15 protein-coding genes and 1 riboswitch are annotated in these 17,036 nt (G+C 72.0%); of the genes, 11 read left to right on the top strand and 4 right to left on the bottom strand.

Annotated features, from left to right (window positions below):
- Positions 1-36: 36 nt before the first annotated feature.
- Entirely contained in the window at positions 37-1,731 is a 1,695-nt protein-coding gene (locus ACZ5WC_RS14160; RefSeq protein ID WP_468541059.1) for a flavin monoamine oxidase family protein, read from the top strand.
- Positions 1,732-1,774: 43 nt separating this feature from the next.
- Here ACZ5WC_RS14160 and ACZ5WC_RS14155 read toward each other — a convergent pair whose 3' ends face one another.
- Positions 1,775-2,485, bottom strand: coding sequence for a DUF5995 family protein (locus ACZ5WC_RS14155; protein WP_468541058.1), 711 nt, complete (start codon positions 2,483-2,485; stop codon positions 1,775-1,777).
- Between the two features lie 97 nt (positions 2,486-2,582).
- Here ACZ5WC_RS14155 and ACZ5WC_RS14150 point away from each other — a divergent pair, with 97 nt between their 5' ends.
- A complete protein-coding gene (locus ACZ5WC_RS14150) occupies positions 2,583-3,794 on the top strand; it encodes a glycoside hydrolase family 6 protein (RefSeq protein ID WP_468541057.1) in 1,212 nt (403 codons plus the stop codon).
- Between the two features lie 12 nt (positions 3,795-3,806).
- On the opposite strand, the gene ACZ5WC_RS14145 is transcribed toward ACZ5WC_RS14150, so the two are convergent.
- Both ACZ5WC_RS14145 and ACZ5WC_RS14140 read right to left on the bottom strand, forming a co-directional pair.
- Positions 3,807-5,198: a uracil-xanthine permease family protein gene (locus ACZ5WC_RS14145; RefSeq protein ID WP_468541056.1), complete on the bottom strand. Its 1,392-nt coding sequence runs from the start codon at positions 5,196-5,198 to the stop codon at positions 3,807-3,809.
- A 125-nt stretch (positions 5,199-5,323) separates the two neighbouring features.
- On the bottom strand, positions 5,324-6,556 hold the full coding sequence (locus ACZ5WC_RS14140) for an MFS transporter (protein WP_468541055.1): 1,233 nt from the start codon (positions 6,554-6,556) through the stop codon (positions 5,324-5,326).
- A 158-nt stretch (positions 6,557-6,714) separates the two neighbouring features.
- On the opposite strand from ACZ5WC_RS14140, the gene ACZ5WC_RS14135 reads away from it, so the two are divergent.
- On the top strand, positions 6,715-7,905 hold the full coding sequence (locus ACZ5WC_RS14135; RefSeq protein ID WP_468541054.1) for an ROK family protein: 1,191 nt from the start codon (positions 6,715-6,717) through the stop codon (positions 7,903-7,905).
- 194 nt (positions 7,906-8,099) lie between these two features.
- Here the strand turns inward: ACZ5WC_RS14135 and ACZ5WC_RS14130 are convergent, their stop codons facing one another.
- The gene (locus ACZ5WC_RS14130) at positions 8,100-10,457 is read right to left on the bottom strand and encodes a chitinase C-terminal domain-containing protein (protein WP_468541053.1); all 2,358 of its coding nucleotides are present in this window, start codon (positions 10,455-10,457) and stop codon (positions 8,100-8,102) included.
- Positions 10,458-10,726: 269 nt separating this feature from the next.
- Positions 10,727-10,857, top strand: a riboswitch (FMN riboswitch).
- 172 nt (positions 10,858-11,029) lie between these two features.
- On the opposite strand from ACZ5WC_RS14130, the gene ribD reads away from it, so the two are divergent.
- The 8 genes from ribD to ACZ5WC_RS14090 all read left to right on the top strand — a co-directional run bounded on the left by ribD (position 11,030) and on the right by ACZ5WC_RS14090 (position 16,915).
- A complete protein-coding gene (ribD, locus tag ACZ5WC_RS14125) occupies positions 11,030-12,130 on the top strand; it encodes a bifunctional diaminohydroxyphosphoribosylaminopyrimidine deaminase/5-amino-6-(5-phosphoribosylamino)uracil reductase RibD (protein ID WP_468541052.1) in 1,101 nt (366 codons plus the stop codon).
- The gene (locus tag ACZ5WC_RS14120) at positions 12,131-12,739 is read left to right on the top strand and encodes a riboflavin synthase (RefSeq protein WP_468541051.1); all 609 of its coding nucleotides are present in this window, start codon (positions 12,131-12,133) and stop codon (positions 12,737-12,739) included.
- A complete protein-coding gene (locus tag ACZ5WC_RS14115) occupies positions 12,736-13,380 on the top strand; it encodes a nicotinamide mononucleotide transporter family protein (protein ID WP_468541050.1) in 645 nt (214 codons plus the stop codon). The genes ACZ5WC_RS14120 and ACZ5WC_RS14115 overlap by 4 nt, the downstream gene beginning before the upstream one ends.
- A complete protein-coding gene (locus ACZ5WC_RS14110) occupies positions 13,377-14,681 on the top strand; it encodes a bifunctional 3,4-dihydroxy-2-butanone-4-phosphate synthase/GTP cyclohydrolase II (protein WP_468541049.1) in 1,305 nt (434 codons plus the stop codon). Before ACZ5WC_RS14115 ends, ACZ5WC_RS14110 begins: the two co-directional genes overlap by 4 nt.
- 34 nt (positions 14,682-14,715) lie before the next feature.
- Positions 14,716-15,201 carry a 6,7-dimethyl-8-ribityllumazine synthase gene (gene ribH, locus ACZ5WC_RS14105; RefSeq protein WP_468541048.1) on the top strand — a complete coding sequence of 162 codons (486 nt, stop codon included), beginning with the start codon at positions 14,716-14,718 and terminating at the stop codon, positions 15,199-15,201.
- A gap of 34 nt (positions 15,202-15,235) precedes the next feature.
- A complete protein-coding gene (locus ACZ5WC_RS14100) occupies positions 15,236-15,508 on the top strand; it encodes a phosphoribosyl-ATP diphosphatase (protein WP_018490177.1) in 273 nt (90 codons plus the stop codon).
- A 65-nt stretch (positions 15,509-15,573) separates the two neighbouring features.
- Positions 15,574-16,422: an ATP phosphoribosyltransferase gene (gene hisG / locus ACZ5WC_RS14095; protein WP_468541047.1), complete on the top strand. Its 849-nt coding sequence runs from the start codon at positions 15,574-15,576 to the stop codon at positions 16,420-16,422.
- 37 nt (positions 16,423-16,459) lie between these two features.
- Positions 16,460-16,915, top strand: coding sequence for a PH domain-containing protein (locus ACZ5WC_RS14090; protein WP_468541046.1), 456 nt, complete (start codon positions 16,460-16,462; stop codon positions 16,913-16,915).
- The last annotated feature ends 121 nt before the right edge of the window (positions 16,916-17,036 follow it).

The following is a 17,036-nucleotide window of genomic DNA, read 5'->3' as shown; positions in this document are numbered from 1 at the left end:
TCCCCCTTCAGTCTTCGCGCAAGGAGTCCGCACCCCATGACGTCCACGGTGCCCAACGCCGTCCAGCACACCGAAGCGGCCGCCCCGCCGATCACCATGTTCGGGCCGGACTTCCCGTACGCGTACGACGACTTCCTCGCCCACCCGGCGGGCCTCGGCCAGATACCGGCGACCGAGCACGGCAGCGAGGTCGCCGTCATCGGCGGCGGGCTCTCCGGCATCATCGCCGCGTACGAGCTGATGAAGATGGGCCTCAAGCCCGTCGTCTACGAGGCCGACCAGATCGGCGGACGGCTGCGCACCGTCGGCTTCGACGGCTGCGACCCCTCGCTCACCGCCGAGATGGGCGCGATGCGCTTCCCGCCCTCCTCCACGGCGCTCCAGCACTACATCGACCTGGTGGGCCTTGAGACCCGGTCCTTCCCCAACCCGCTCTCCCCGGCCACCCCCTCCACCGTCGTGGACCTCAAGGGCGAGTCGCACTACGCCGAGACCATCGACGACCTGCCGCAGGTCTACCGCGATGTGGCCGAGGCCTGGAACGCCTGTCTGGAGGAGGGCGCCGACTTCTCCGACATGAACCGGGCGCTGCGCGAGCGCGACGTCCCGCGCATCCGGGAGATCTGGTCGCAGCTCGTCGAGCGGCTCGACAACCAGACCTTCTACGGCTTCCTCTGCGAGTCCGAGGCCTTCAAGTCGTTCCGGCACCGCGAGATCTTCGGCCAGGTCGGCTTCGGCACCGGCGGCTGGGACACCGACTTCCCCAACTCCATCCTGGAGATCCTGCGCGTCGTCTACACCGAGGCCGACGACCACCACCGCGGCATCGTCGGCGGCAGTCAGCAGCTCCCGCTGCGCCTGTGGGACCGCGAGCCGCAGAAGATCGTCCACTGGCCGCTCGGCACCTCGCTGTCCTCCCTGCACGAGGGCGAGCCGCGCCCCGCCGTGACCCGGCTGACCCGCACCGCGGGCAATCGCATCACCGTCACCGACGCCACCGGCGACATCCGCACCTTCCGGGCCGCGGTCTTCACCGGCCAGTCCTGGCTGCTGCTCTCCAAGATCGACTGCGATGACGCGCTCTTCCCGATCGACCACTGGACGGCGATGGAGCGCACCCACTACATGGAGTCGTCCAAGCTGTTCGTCCCGGTCGACCGGCCGTTCTGGCTCGACAAGGACGAGACCACCGGCCGCGACACCATGTCGATGACGCTCACCGACCGGATGACCCGGGGGACGTACCTCCTGGACGACGGCCCCGACAAGCCCGCGGTCATCTGCCTCTCCTACACGTGGTGCGACGACAGCCTGAAGTGGCTGCCGCTCTCCCCGAAGGAGCGCATGGACGTCATGCTGAAGTCGCTCGGGGAGATCTACCCGAACGTCGACATCCGCAGCCACATCATCGGCAACCCGGTCACCGTCTCCTGGGAGAACGAGCCCTGGTTCATGGGTGCGTTCAAGGCCAACCTGCCCGGCCACTACCGCTACCAGCGGCGGCTGTTCACCCACTTCATGCAGGACCGGCTGCCGGAGGACAAGCGCGGCATCTTCCTGGCCGGGGACGACATCTCCTGGACGGCGGGCTGGGCCGAGGGCGCCGTGCAGACCGCGCTGAACGCGGTGTGGGGCGTCATGCACCAGTTCGGCGGGGCGAGCGACCCGACCAACCCCGGCCCCGGCGACCTCTTCGACGAGATCGCGCCGGTGGAGCTTCCGGAGGACTGAACCGGAGGGCGGGAGCGCGGACGGCAGGACACCGGCGCGGGCGTCAGCGGCACGGGGTGAGCAGCAGGCGGCTCACCAGGCCGGCGCCCGCGTCGGTGCGCTGCCTGAACTCCTCGGCCAGCGACGGGAATCCGCGCAGCCGCCACAGCGTGCGGGCGGCCGTCCAGGCGGCCTCGCGGGCCCGTTCCAGGCTCCAGCAGCTCACCAGGTGCGTCAGCGGGTCCGCGATCCTCAGCAGCTCGGGCCCCGGCATCAGATCGTCGCGGATCCGCTCCTCCAGCAACACGAGGAGATCCCCCACGCGCTCGAACTCCCCCTCCAGGTCCGCCGGAGCGCAGCCGAGCGTACGACAGGTGTCCACCAGCGCCAGGACCAGATCGTGACCCACGTGCGCCTGGAGGCCGCTCAGCGCGAACTGCATCGGCCGTACGCCGGGATGCCGCCGGTACCGGACGAGCGGCCGCCAGCACTCCGGCACCCGGCCGCCCGCCGTCGCCGCGTCGAGCGCCGACAGATAGCGCTCGGCGCAGCGCACGCCCAGCGTGGCGGCGGCCTCCCGGTCGTCGAAGCCGCCCCTCCCCAGGTCCGGTTCGACCGTCTCGACGACCCCCAGATACACCCGGTGGAAGACCGCCACCCCGTCCCCCGACGGCCACCGGGAGCGGAATGCCGCCATCCGTTCGATCACCGGAGGATCACCCGCCCTGAGGGTGCCGAGGCCGGCCGGGGCTGCGGACTGCTCGATCTGCGTCATGCGCGGAGCGTCCCAGCCATAGGCTCGCCACGGCGCCGACCGGCCGGAGGTTCATCGGAACGGACGAACAACGGTGCCGGAAAAGGGGGATCGAGGAGTGCCGGGTTCACGCGCACAGCGCTGTATCGCACACCGGGAACGCCGACGCGCCGCCCGGCGCCAGGCCCTGCTGGCCGTCGCGTCGGCAGTGGTGGCGATCGGCGCCACCGCCGGGCTGGTCGAGGCCGGGCAGGAGGAGCGGCGGACCGCGGCCGTCCCGGAGCCGGCGCCCTCGCAACGTCTCCCGCCGCTCCCCGCCGTCCCGTCGCCCACCGCACCCGGGCCCGGCGCGCCGACGTCCACCACGCCCCTGCCACCGGCCCCGGAGCGCTCGCGCACCACGCCGCGCGCGAGCGCTCCGCCCACGGCCTCGCCCACGGCCCCGGCGGCCGCTCCCGCCCCGCCGCCCCGCACCCGGCTGTTCCGCCACCCTCGGTCCCAGGTCCTGGACTGGGTCCGGGCGAACCCCGGCGACCCGCGCCGCCCGGCGATCGAGTCCCGGATCGCGACGCGGCCCGCGGCCGTCTGGTTCGCCGCCCACAACCCGGGGGAGATCACCGGTCAGGTCCGCGCGGTCACCCGGGGCGCGGCCGCCGCGGGCCGGACTCCGGTGCTCGTGCCGTACGCGATACCCGACCGGGACTGCGGCGGGGCCTCGCAGGGCGGAGCGCCGGATCTCGCGGCGTACGACGCCTGGATGGGGGAGTTCGCCCAGGGGCTCGGCGCGGGCCCGGCGATCGTGATCCTGGAACCGGACGCCATCGCCCTCTCCGACTGCCTCACCGCCCCCGAACGGGCCGCCCGCTTCGCCGCGCTGGCCCGCGCCGGAGAGACCCTGCGCGCCGCGAACCCCCGGGCGCGGGTCTACTTCGACGGAGGTCACTCCGGCTGGCACGCCCCCGCGAAACAGGCCGCCGCGCTCCGGGCGGCGGGCGCGGCCACCAGCGGCGACGGCATCTTCACCAATGTGGCCAACTTCCACCGCACCGCCGACGAGACCGCGTACGCCCGCCGCGTCCTGGCGGCCCTCGGCGGCCCGCCCGGACTCGGCGCGGTCATCGACACCAGCCGCAACGGCAACGGGGCGCCCGCCGCCGGTCAGTGGTGCGACCCGGCGGGCCGGGCGCTGGGTCAGAGCCCCACGACCCGGACCGGGGAGAGCGGGATCGACGCGTATCTGTGGGTGAAGCTGCCGGGGGAGTCCGACGGCTGCTCGGGCGCGGCGGGTGCCTTCACCCCGGAGTACGCCTACGCCCTGGCGACCGGCTGACCACCGGCCGGCTCAGGGCTTCCCGGCCCCCGGCTCCTCGTCGTACGCCGACGTGCCGGAGTCCAGCAGCGGTTCCTGGGACTTCAGGTGGGCCGGGGCGAAGGCCCGCAGGACGTGGTAGCCGGTGATCACGACGATCGTGCCGAGCGCGATCCCGCCCAGCTCGAAGTTGTCGGTGATCTTCAGGGTGACCCCGCCGACGCCGATGATGATGCCCGCGGCGGCCGGGACGAGGTTGAGCGGATTACGCAGGTCCACCCGGCCGTTGAGCCAGATCTGCGCACCGAGCAGGCCGATCATCCCGTACAGGATCACGGTGATCCCGCCCAGCACCCCGCCCGGGATCGCGGCGACGACAGCGCCGAACTTGGGGCACAGGCCGAAGAGGAGGGCGAAGCAGGCCGCCGCCCAGTACGCGGCCGTGGAGTAGACGCGGGTCGCGGCCATCACGCCGATGTTCTCGGAGTACGTGGTGTTGGGCGGGCCGCCCACGGCGGTGGACAGCATGGACGCCGCGCCGTCCGCCGCGATGGCGGTGCCGAGCTTGTCGTCCAGCGGGTCGCCCGTCATCTCGCCCACGGCCTTCACATGGCCCGCGTTCTCCGCGACCAGCGCGATCACCACGGGCAGCGCCACCAGGATCGCCGACCACTCGAAGGCCGGTGCGTGGAAGGACGGCAGCCCGATCCAGTCGGCCGAGCCGACCGCCGAAAGGTCCAGACGCCAGTGGTCGACGGCCTCCGCGCCGCCCGCCGGGGAGTGGATCTTCCCGAACGCCAGGTCCAGCACCCAGGACAGCGCGTACCCGAAGACCAGGCCCAGGAAGATCGCGATCCGGGAGAGGAAACCGCGCAGGCACACCACGGCGAGCCCGGTGAACAGCATCACCGCCAGCGCCGTCCACTGGTCCTGCGGCCAGTACGTGGACGCGGTCACCGGCGCCAGGTTGAAGCCGATGAGCATCACCACCGCGCCGGTCACCACCGGCGGCATCGCCGCGTGAATGATCCGCGCGCCGAACCGCTGCACCGCGAGGCCCACCAGGAACAGCGCCGCGCCGACCGCCAGCACCGCGCCCGTGACGGTCGCGCTGTCACCACCGCTCGCCCGGATCGTGGCCGCGACGCCGACGAAGGAGAGCGAGCAGCCCAGATAGCTGGGCACCCGGCCCTTGGTCGCCAGCAGGAAGATCGCGGTCGCGACACCGGACATCATGATCGCGAGGTTCGGGTCGAGCCCCATCAGCACCGGAGCGACGAACGACGCCCCGAACATCGCCACCACGTGCTGCGCGCCCAGTCCGAACGTACGGGGCCAGGAGAGCCGCTCGTCGGGGCGCACCACCGCCCCGGGCGCGGGGGTCTTCCCGTCGCCGTGCAAGGTCCAGCGCACGCCGAGGCTCATGGTTGCTCCCTGAAGGTCTGCTCGGTGTGCCGGCCGGTCTGTGATCCGGTGTTCGGTGTTCACCTGCGGAAAAGATCAGCGCCATGGTAGTGGGGCGGCAGGCGGTGACCGCGCGGAGGTCCGGGTCAGCCCCCGGCCGCCGGACTCTTCGCCGTCGCCCTGCCGTCCACCGCCGAGCCCGTGACCCTGCGGTCGCCCGCCCGGAGCACCCCCGCGCCCAGCACCAGGCCGAAGGCCAGCACCGTCACCACGCCGAACGACACCACCAGCGAGGTCGCCTCGGCCAGCGACCCGATCGCGGAGGGGGCGATGAGCCCCGAGGTGTACGTGATGGTCGCGACCCCCGCGATCGCCTGGCTCGGGTTCGGTCCGCTGCGCCCGGCCGCCGCGAAGGCGAGCGGTACCACGACCGCCACGCCGAGGCCCAGCAGCCCGAAGCCGCCCAACGCCGCCGCGGGAGCGGGCGAGAACACGACGAGCAGCCCGCCCGCGGTGGCCAGCGCCCCTCCGACCCGTACGGTCCGCACCGCGCCGAACCGGTCCACGATCCGGTCCCCGGCGAGCCGCGCCACCGCCATCGTCAGGGCGAACGCCGTGGTGGAGGCGGCCGCGATCCCGTCCGAGCTGCCCAGGACGTCCCGCAGATAGACCGCCGACCAGTCCAGGCTCGCCCCCTCGGCGAACACCGCGCAGAACCCGACGGCCCCGATGATCAGCGCCGACCTCGGCGGCAGCGTGAAACGCGGCGGCGGCTCCTCGTCCGGCGCGCCGCGCAGATCCAGGACGCCCTGGCAGGCGATCAGCCCCAGTGCCGTGAGGACCAGCGCGGCGAGCGTGTGGTGCAGGCGTGCGTCGGCCCCGATGTGGGCGGCGACCGTGCCCGCCGCCGAACCGATCAGCGCGCCCACGCTCCACATCCCGTGCAGTCCCGACATGATCGACTTGTCGAGGCGGTTCTCCACCTCGACACCCAGGGCGTTCATCGCCACATCGGACATCCCGGCCGTCGCCCCGTAGACGAACAGCGCCGCGCACAGCGCGAGCAGGTTCGGGGCGAGGGCGGGCAGGGCCAGGGCCAGCGTCCAGAGCGCCAGCAGCCCCCGCAGCGCGGCCCGCGCCCCGAACCGGTGACTGATCCGGCCCGCCAGCGGCATCGCGATGGACGCGCCGATCGCCGGGAAGGCCAGCGCCAGACCGAGCTGGCCCGCGCTCACCCCGGCGTGGTCCTGGATCCAGGGCACCCGGGTCGCGAAGCTGCCGGTCACCGCTCCGTGCACGGCGAAGACCGTGGCGACGGCGATCCGAGCCCGTCCCACCTGTTCCTTGCCGTGGACCGTGACGGTCGGATCGTTCGTCATGCCGTGGTGCCTCCCCTGGGAATTCTGGGGTGCCGGCTGTCCCGACGCTCCCGCGCGACGATGCGTGGCGTAAACTATCAGGAACCCTGCCTGATAAATAGTGGCCGTGCGACGGCCCGGGGAGGAGGGGCGCAAGGGCGATCTGGAAGGATCTCGGTATGCCCGCATCACCGAGTACGGCTCGGGCCATCAACGACCGCCTGGCCCTGCAACTGCTCCAGCGGGACGGCCCGTTGACGGCCACGCAGCTCAAGGCGCTGACCGGACTCTCCCGGCCCACCGTCGCCGACCTCGTCGAGCGGCTCCAGGGCGCCGGGCTGATCCGGGTCGTCGGCGAGTCGGGGGCCGTCCGCCGGGGCCCCAACGCCCGGCTGTACGGGATCGTCGCCGACCGGGCCCACCTCGCGGCGCTCGACGTACGCACCGGCAGCGTCAGCGTCGTCGTCGCCGACCTGCTGGGCGCCACCCTCGCCGAGGGGTCCCTGCCCATCGGCAGCGACACCCGCACCGGTCCGGCGGTCGAGCGGGCCGCCGCCCTCCTGGAGCGCACCGCCCGCGCGGCCGGGTCCGTACCGCTGCACAGCGTCGGCGTCGGCGCGCCCGGGCTGATCGACCCCGTCACCGGCGAACTGCGCGACACCTCCGGACTGCCCTCCTGGCACCGGGCCCTGGTCCGCGAACTCCACCAGCGGCTGCCCGCCACCGTCCTGGTGGAGAACGAGACCAATCTGGCCGCCATGGCGGAGCACCGGGAGGGCGCCGCCCGTGACCGGGAAACCTTCGTCATGCTCTGGCTGGGTCACGGAGTCGGGGCCGCGGTGATGCTGGACGGAAAGCTGCGCCAGGGGGCGTCCGGCGGAGCGGGGGAGATCGGGTTCCTGCCGGTCCCGGGAGCGGGCGGACTGCCCTCGGCGGCCCGTTGCGACGGTGGCTTCCACTCGCTGGCCGGCTCCGCCGCCGTGGCCGGACTCGCCGCCCGGCACGGTCTTGCGGCCGCCGGGGCGGACCCGGAGGGCTACGCGGACGAGGCGGCCGTCGACGCGGTGCGGCGCGCGCTGGAGCCGGGGGAGCGCGGCGGGCCGTTCCTCGACGAGCTGGCCGACCGCCTCGCGCTCGGGGCCGCCGCCGTCGTCTCGGTCCTCGACCCCGGGTGCCTGCTCCTGGCGGGGGCCGTCGGACATGCGGGCGGGGCCGCGCTGGCCGCCCGGGTCGAGGAGCGGCTGACCGCGTTGTCCCCCCTGCGCACCGAGGTCCGCGCCGGTTCGCTGGGCGACGGGGGCGTCCTGCGCGGGGCCCTGATCGCGGCCCGGGACGCGGCGCAGGACGCGCTGTTCGCCCCGGAGGGCTGACCGGGCCGGAGAGCGTACTGCCGCGGAGAGCTGACCGGCGGTCCCGGGGTTCCGCGAGCGGTCGGCGGATCAGCTGACTGGTGGTCCGGGGTTCCGATGGCGCCGGTCATCAGGACCGTCGTCATGGGATCAGCCGGCCGGAACGGGCGACAGCCCCGGCCGGGGAGGCCGGGGCTGTCGCCGTACGTGCGGACTCAGCAGGCGCCGAGGTCCTTCCAGACGCCCCACTCACCGGTGGACCCGGGCGTCTCGCCCTTCGTCCACCACGAGGCCTTCCACTCGTGGCCGTCGTGGCTGACGGTGGAGCCGCCGCCGTACTCGGTGGTCGCCTTCCACGCCGGGGCCGAGCACTCGCCGCCCGGCTCCGTCGGGGTCGGGGTCGGCGTGGGACCGGTCGGGTCCGGGGTCGGCGTCGGGTCGGGTCCCGTGCCGGGCTCGACCAGCGTGGTGCCGCGGGCCAGGTCACCGGCGAGGGAGTAGGACTTCCCGTCGAAGGTCACGGTCCAGTTGGACGGGGTGGAGGTCGGCAGGTAGTAGACGAAGTCCAGCTCCACCGAATCGCCGGGGGCCAGCGTCTGCCAGGCCGGGAGCTTCAGCGACACGCGGTTGTAGTCGCCCTTGAGGCCGCCGATGTTGTCGGTCGCCGTGTGGTCGCTGCGGATGATCGTCGTACCGAAGCCGGACTGGTCCTTGGCGTTGGCCGGGGCGGAGGTGGAGTAGTCGAACTGGAACTCCGTGCCGCCGGGCAGCGTGGCCCCGGTGCGGTTGGTGATCTTCAGCTTGGGGCTGATCGGGTAGTTGGAGTCGCCCAGCGGGAACTGCCCGAAGGAGACGTCGATGTCCAGCGCCTCGGTGGGCAGGTCGATCGTGGAGCGCTTCGCGCCGTACGGGGTGGCCGACTTGAACGCGTCGTACATCGCGGTCGTCAGCGTGGAGCCGGTCTCGTACTGGCCCTTGGCCGCGTTCCACCGGTAGTCGCCCGCCAGCTCCCAGATCATCGTGCCGCCGATGCCCTTGTCGACGACGTAGTCGGCCTTGGCCTGCACCGACTGCTCGTCCTCGGTGGACAGGAAGACCTTCTTCTGCGCGTTCCACAGCCACGGGGCGACCAGCGTGGAGTCGTACTTACGGGCGTACGTGCCGGTCAGCCGGGTGTCCGCGGGGAAGCCGTAGTCGGTGACGTAGTCCCCGACGATGCCCTTCTCCAGGTTCTTCGCGTGCCACATCGGGTTGGAACCGGCCGGGGATTCCTCGCCGTTGTCGTCCTTGTCGTGCCACAGGTTGTCGATGCCGACCGCGCCGTCACCGCACTTGGTCAGGCCCGCGCCCGCCGGGCAGTCGGTCGTGGGCGCCTTGCCCCACAGGCCGTCGGTGCCGCCCTGGACGTTCTTGAAGCCGCGGGTGTAGTACGGCAGACCGATGTTGATCCGGCCGGCCGGCATCGAGCCGCGGAAGTAGTGGTAGGCCCAGTCGGTGTTGAGGTAGCCGAGGCCGCCGTACTGCGAGGTGGTGTACACACCCGCCTGCGCCAGCTCGTTGTCCTTGCCGTCGTCGAACAGCGAGGCGTTCGGGCCGACGTACTCGTTCCAGGCGCCGTGCAGGTCGTAGGACATGATGTTGACGTAGTCCAGGTACTTCTGCATCTGGTACGTCTCCATGCCCCGCAGCAGATAGCCGGAGGAGGGGGCGGCGACGGTCAGCAGGTAGTGCTTGCCGTCGGCGGCGCCCGCGTGGTCCAGCTTCTCGCGCAGGGTCTTCATCAGGGCGTCGTAGCCCTTGACCAGGCCCGCGCGGCGGCCGTTGGCCAGCGCGTGGTCCATCGGGTTGCCCGCGTCCTTCATCGAGGTCGCGTACTCGTAGTCGATGTCGACGCCGTTGAAGCCGTACTTCCGGACGAAGTCGACCGCCGAGTCGGAGAAGGTGTCGATGCCCGCCTGGTTGACCGAGCCGTCGGCGTTGGTCGCCATCGAGTAGAAGCCGCCGGAGTCGACGCGCTCGCCGTCCGGGCCGAAGTAGCCGCCGGTCTCGGCCCAGCCGCCCACGGAGACCAGGGTCTTCACGTCCGGGTACTGCTTCTTGTACTTGGTCAGCAGGTTGAAGTGCCCCTTGTAGGGGAGCGCCGGGTCCATCTCGGCGCCCGCGACGCCGGGCCAGGTCATGCCGGTGGAGGCGTTGTCCGCGCTGTCGGGGCCGACCGAGAGCTTGTTGGCGCTGTCGACGTGCGCGAAGGCGTAGTTGAGGTGCGTGACCTTGTCCCAGGGGATGTCCGGGACCAGATAGGCGTCCTTGCCGTCCTTGCCGGTACGCCAGTTGGTGAAGTATCCGATGACGCGGCGCTGGTGGTCGTCGCCCATCTTCTCGCGTCCGTCGGAGTCGTAGACGGTGCAGTAGGGGGTGTCGGCACCGGGGGTCTGGTAGAGGCCGTCGGGGCGACAGGACTCGTGGTCGGTGGCGGCCGCCGACGGGGTGGCGGCAAGGGAGGTCATCAGCAGCCCGGCGACGGCGGCGCCGGCGGCGAGCAGGGTGGCTCTCGCTCGGGTGGGGGACAGCATGTGGTCGTTCCTCCTGGGGAGGTCGGCAGAACACAACTGGCAAAGAGGGGTGGGTCGTGTCGGGGTCCTGGTGTGCGCACACCGTCGAACCGAACCTCGGAGGTGACGCAGAGATTAAGAGGACTAGACCAGTGCGTCAATAGGTCCGGACCTTTAAGTGTCAACTTCCCTGTCGGCCGCCGGTGCCCCGGAGCCCCTTGTGACCCAGCCCACAGCGCTCACCCGCATGGCCGAGAGGCGTCCGTGGCAGACTGGTTCCATACCAGTAGCAGCGCACTCCGGGGTCGGTGCAATTCCGAACCGGCGGTTACAGTCCGCGACCCGTCCGCAGCCAGCGGCCGGTTGACCAGGTGAAATTCCTGGACCGACGGTTAAAGTCCGGATGGGAGGCAGTGCGCGGCGGTTTGTCATCGGTACGCCGCCGTCGGCGGACGCATGGCCGGAAAGCTCCCGGCAATCCATGTGTTCCCGGCGTTTCCCGTCCTCGGGTATCGGCGTTCCCCTGACGACCCGCTCTATCTGTCGTCATCGACAGGCCCCGGAGTCCGTGCCCGAAGAGGCAGGAGGACCCGGTGGCCACCGCAGCCGACATCACCGCCATGCGCCGAGCGATCACGCTCGCAGCGCGCGGTCTCGGCTCCACCAGCCCCAATCCGGTCGTCGGATGCGTGATCACCGACGCCGCCGGAGCCGTGGCCGGTGAAGGCTTCCACCAGCGCGCCGGAGGACCGCACGCCGAGGTCCACGCCCTGCGCGCGGCGGGCGAGCGGGCCCGTGGCGGCACCGCCTACGTCACCCTCGAACCGTGTAACCACACCGGCCGCACCGGCCCCTGCGCCGAGGCTCTCCCGGCCGCCGGGATCAGCCGGGTCGTGTACGCGGTCGGCGACCCGGACCCGCAGGCCACCGGCGGTGCCGACACCCTGCGCGCGGCCGGGATACAGGTCGAGCAGGGGCTCCTCGCGGAGGAGGCCGAGGCGGGTAACGCGCCCTGGCTGACCTCGGTGCGCCTGGGGCGTCCGTACGTCCTGTGGAAGTACGCCGCCACCCTCGACGGCCGGATCGCCGCCGCCGACGCCACCAGTCGCTGGATCACCTCGCCCGAGGCCCGCACCGACGTCCACCGGCTGCGCGCCGAGGCCGACGCCGTGATCGTCGGCTCCGGCACCGCCCGCATCGACGACCCCCAGCTGGGCGTACGCGGCATCGACGGCGCCACCCAGCCGCTGCGGGTCGTCGTCGACACGAACGCCACCGCCGTGAAGCCCGGCGCCCGGGTCCTGGACGGCACCGCGCCGACCCTCGTCGCCGTGGCCGAGGACGCCCCGGCGGGCCACCTCCCCGAGGGCGTCGCCCTGCCGCTGCCCCGCGCCGCCACCGGACCCGGCCTGGACATCGAGGCCCTCCTCGCCGCCCTGCACACCCGCGGCGTCCGCTCCGTACTCCTCGAAGGCGGGCCCACCCTGGCCGGCGCCTTCGTCGCCTCGGGCACGGTCGACAAGGTCGTCGGCTATCTCGCCCCGGTCCTGCTCGGCGCGGGCCCCGCCGCCCTCGCCGACGCCGGAATCTCCACCATCTCCCAGGCGCTGCGCCTCGAAGTGACCGAGACCGTCCGCATCGGCCCCGATCTGCGCATCACCGCCGTCCCCACGCCTGCCCGGAAGGGAATCTGAGTGTTCACCGGAATTGTCGAAGAACTGGGTGAGGTCACCGCCGTCGAGCAGCTGGAGGACGCCTCCCGCTTCCGGCTGCGCGGCCCCCTCGTCACCGAGGGCGCCAAGCACGGCGACTCCATCGCGGTGAACGGCGTCTGCCTCACCGTCGTGGACACCGCCGACGGCGAGTTCACCGCCGACGTGATGGCCGAGACCCTGGGGCGCTCCAGCCTCGGCGCGCTCACCCCCGGCTCCCGGGTCAACCTGGAGCGCCCGATGGCGCTCGGCGGGCGGCTCGGCGGACACCTCGTCCAGGGGCACGTGGACGGCACCGGCACCATCCTGGAGCGCACCCCCTCGGAGCACTGGGAGATCGTCAAGGTCTCCCTGCCGCCCGAACTCACCCGGTACGTCGTCGAGAAGGGCTCCATCACCGTCGACGGCGTCAGCCTCACCGTCGTCGAGGCCGCCGCGGACTACTTCACCCTCAGCCTCATCCCCACCACCCTCGACCTGACCACGCTCGGCCACAAGCAGCCCGGCGACCCGGTCAACCTGGAGGTGGACGTCATCGCCAAGTACGTCGAGCGGATGCTCGGCGACCGGTCCGGGCAGGACCCGCGATGAACGCCGCCTCCTGGCTCAACTCCGAGGCCTTCACCGTGTTCGGCCAGCACATCAAGTGGTCGGACATGATCGGCAACATCATCGGCCTGATCGCCCTCGCCCTCGGCTGGCGGCGCTCCATCTGGACCTGGCCCGCGCAGCTGCTCTCCGGCGCCATCCTCCTGGTCGCCTTCGCCTCCGCGCACCTCTCCGGCAGCGCGGGCAAGCAACTGGTCGTCATCGCCGTGGCGTTGTGGGGCTGGTGGTCCTGGAACCGGGGCAAGCGGCAGGCCCAGGACGGCTCCATCGCCGTCCGCTTCGCCACCTGGCGCGAGCGCGTCGTGCTGATCGGCGCGGCAGCGCTCGGCACCCTGGCCGTCGGCGGCCTGTTCACCGCCTACCCGTCGCTGTCCTGGGACCCGTGGCCGGACGCGTACATCTTCGTCGGGACCGTCGTCGCGATGTACGCCCAGGCGCGCGGCATGGTCGAGTTCTGGTTCGCCTGGCTGCTGGTCGACCTGGTCGGCGTCCCGCTGAACTTCGCCAACGGCTTCGCCTTCTCGGGCTTCGTCTACATCATCTACGGCGCCCTCGTCCTGTGGGGGATGCGTGACTGGTGGCTGCGTACGCGGACACCCGCTCTGGAAGGAGCCACGGCATGACAGCCCAGCCCACCTGGCTGCACCCCGGCCACGACCCGCTCGCCGAGGACCTCTCCCTGGACCCGGTCGAGCAGGCCATCCGTGACATCGCCGCCGGCCGGCCCGTCGTCGTCGTGGACGACGAGGACCGCGAGAACGAGGGCGACCTCGTCATCGCCGCCGAGAAGGCCACCCCGGAGATCGTCGCCTTCATGATGAGCGAGTGCCGCGGCCTGATCTGCGCACCCATGGAGAGCGACGAGCTGGAGCGGCTCGACCTCCCGCAGATGGTCGAAGACAACACCGAGTCGATGCAGACCGCCTTCACGGTCTCCGTCGACGCCTCCGCCGCCCACGGCGTCACCACCGGCATCTCCGCCGCCGACCGCGCCACCACCCTCAGGATGCTCGCGGACGGCGTCGCGGGCCCCGGCGACTTCGTCCGCCCCGGCCACGTCTTCCCGTTGCGCGCCCGCTCCGGGGGCGTCCTCGTCCGCAACGGCCACACCGAGGCCGCCGTCGACCTCGCCCGGCTCGCCGGACTGCGCCCCGCCGGGGCCATCGTGGAGATCGCGGGGGAGGACGGCGTCATGCTCCGGCTGCCCGAGCTGGTCCCCTTCGCCCGCAAGCACGGACTGACGATCATCTCCATCGAGGACCTGATCGCCTACCGCCGCACCTCCGAGCCGACCGTCCGCCGGGAGGCCGAGACCCGGCTGCCCACCGCGTTCGGCGACTTCACCGCGTACGGCTACCGCTCCACCGTCGACGGCGTCGAGCACGTCGCCCTGGTCCACGGCGACCTCGCGGAAGGCGACGGCGAGGACGTCCTCGTCCGTATTCACTCCGAGTGCCTGACCGGCGACATCTTCCAGTCCCAGCGCTGCGACTGCGGCCCCCAGCTGCACGCCTCCATGCAGCGCATCACCGAAGCGGGCCGGGGCGTCGTCGTCTACCTCCGGGGCCACGAGGGACGCGGCATCGGCCTGCTCTCCAAGCTGCGCGCGTACGAACTCCAGGAGCGCGGCGTCGACACCCTCGACGCCAACCTGGAGCTCGGCCTGCCCGCCGACGCCCGGGACTACGCGGCGGGCGCCCAGATCCTCAAGGACCTCGGCGTACGCAGCCTGCGGCTGATGACCAACAACCCCGACAAGACGGCGGCCGTCCTGCGCCACGGCCTCACCGTCACCGGCCGCGAACCGATGCCCGTCCAGGCCGGCGAGCACAATCTGCGCTACCTGCGCACCAAGCGCGACCGCATGGGCCACGACCTGCCCTGGCTCGACGGCGCCCCCGCGTCGACCTGCGCCAACCAGTAACGACCATCCCCACATCACCAGCTTCAGGAGAAACATGAGCGGCAAGGGTGCACCCGAACTGTCCGTACGCAACTGCGCTGACCTGCGGGTGGCCGTCATCGCGGCCCAGTGGCACGAGAAGGTCATGGACGGGCTCGTCGACGGCGCGCTGCGCGCCCTGCACGAGCTGGGCATCGACGAGCCGACCCTGCTCCGGGTCCCCGGCAGCTTCGAGCTGCCCGTGGTCGCCAAGGTGCTCGCCGGACGCGGCTACGACGCGATCGTCGCCCTCGGCGTGGTCATCCGGGGCGGCACCCCCCACTTCGAGTACGTGTCCCAGGGCGTCACCCTCGGCCTCACCCAGGTCACCGTCGACACCGGAGTTCCCGTCGGCTTCGGCGTACTGACCTGCGACACCGAGGAACAGGCGCTCGACCGGGCCGGACTCGAAGGGTCAGGTGAGGACAAGGGGCACGAAGCGGTCACCGCCGCCGTCGCCACGGCCGCCACGCTGCGGACCGTCAGCGAACCCTGGCGCTGAGGGCCCTCCGGCGACCCCGTATTCTGAGGACATCATGGCGAACAAAACCTTCGAAGAGCTCTTCGCCGAGCTCCAGCTCAAGGCCGCCGAAGGCGACCCCTCCACCTCGCGCACCGCCGAACTGGTGGACAAGGGCGTGCATGCCATCGGCAAGAAGGTCGTCGAGGAGGCCGCCGAGGTCTGGATGGCCGCCGAGTACGAGGGCAAGGAAGCCGCCGCCGAGGAGATCTCCCAGCTGCTGTACCACGTCCAGGTGATGATGGTCGCCCGCGGGATCTCCCTCGACGACGTCTACGCCCATCTCTGAGCCCGCCCCGAGCACCGCACGCCCCTGTCCCGCGCTTCTCCCTCCGCACAAAGGAACCTGACCTCATGCTGCGCATCGCCGTCCCCAACAAGGGTTCACTCTCCGGGCCTGCGATGGCGATGCTCCATGAGGCCGGTTACCAGCAGCGCAAGGAGTCGAAGGAACTGGTCCTGGTCGACCCTTCGAACGAGGTGGAGTTCTTCTACCTCCGCCCCCGCGACATCGCGATCTACGTCAGCTCCGGCAAGCTCGACATCGGCATCACCGGCCGCGATCTCCTCCAGGACTCGGGCGCCGACTCCGAGGAGATCCTCCAGCTCGGCTTCGCCCGCTCCACCTTCCGCTACGCCACCAAGCCCGGCACGGCGGCGGGACCGGCGGACTTCGACGGCATGACGATCGCCACCTCCTACGAGGGCATCGTCGCCGCCCACCTCGCCGAGGCGGGCGTCAAGGCCTCCGTCGTCCACCTCGACGGCGCGGTCGAGACGGCCATCGAGCTGGGCGTCGCCCAGGTCATCGCCGACGTGGTGGAGACCGGCACCAGCCTGCGCAACGCCGGACTCGAAGTGATCGGCGAGCCGATCATGACCTCCGAGGCCGTCGTCATCCGGCGCAACGGCGCCCCCGCCGACGACCCCAAGGTCCAGCAGTTCCTCCGCCGCCTCCAGGGCGTCCTGGTCGCCCGGTCCTACGTGATGATGGACTACGACTGCCGCGTCGAGCACCTGGAGCGCGCCGTAGCCCTCACCCCCGGCCTGGAGTCCCCGACGATCTCGCCGCTGCACCACGAGGGCTGGGTCGCCGTCCGCTCCATGGTCGCCGCCAAGGAGGCCCAGCGGATCATGGACGACCTGTACGAGCTCGGCGCCCGCGCCATCCTCACCACGGCCATCCACGCCTGCCGACTCTGACGGCCCCGGCCACCGCACTCCCCGAGAGAAGACCCCGATGTCCGCGCCCAGGCCCGAACTCCCCACCCTGCCGGTCACCTTCCGGCCCACCCTCACCCGGGTGGTCCTGCTGAGCGTGGGCCTGGCGATGTTCCTCGTCATCACGGTCGTCGCGCTCATGCTGGAGCGGCTCAACCCGGCGGAGCGGGTCAGCTTCATCTTCGTCGCCGCACTCTTCTTCGGCGTCCTGGCCCTGCTCAGCAGGCCCAAGGTCGCCGCCGACGACACCGGGGTCACCGTCGTCAACCTCACCCGGACCCGCAGGCTGGCGTGGGAGGAGATCCTCCGCGTCAACCTCCGCTCCGGCGACCCGTGGGTCTTCCTCGACCTCAGCGACGGCACCAGCATGCCCGCCCTCGGCATCCAGCCCGGCATGGCCAAGGAGCAGGCCATCCGCGACGCCCGCGCCCTGCGCGCCCTGGTCGAGTCGCGGGGCACCGGAAGCGACGGCTGAGCCGTCCGTACGCCGTCGGGGGGGGGGGGGGGGGGGGGGGGGGGGGGGGCGGGGGGGGGGGGGGAGGGGGGGAGGGGGGGGAGAGTAGACGAAGTAGCGCATACGCAGCGGGCTTTTTCCT

The organism is Streptomyces sp. NPDC033165 (assembly GCF_055577965.1).
This window is presented reverse-complemented; position numbering and strand designations above follow the sequence as displayed.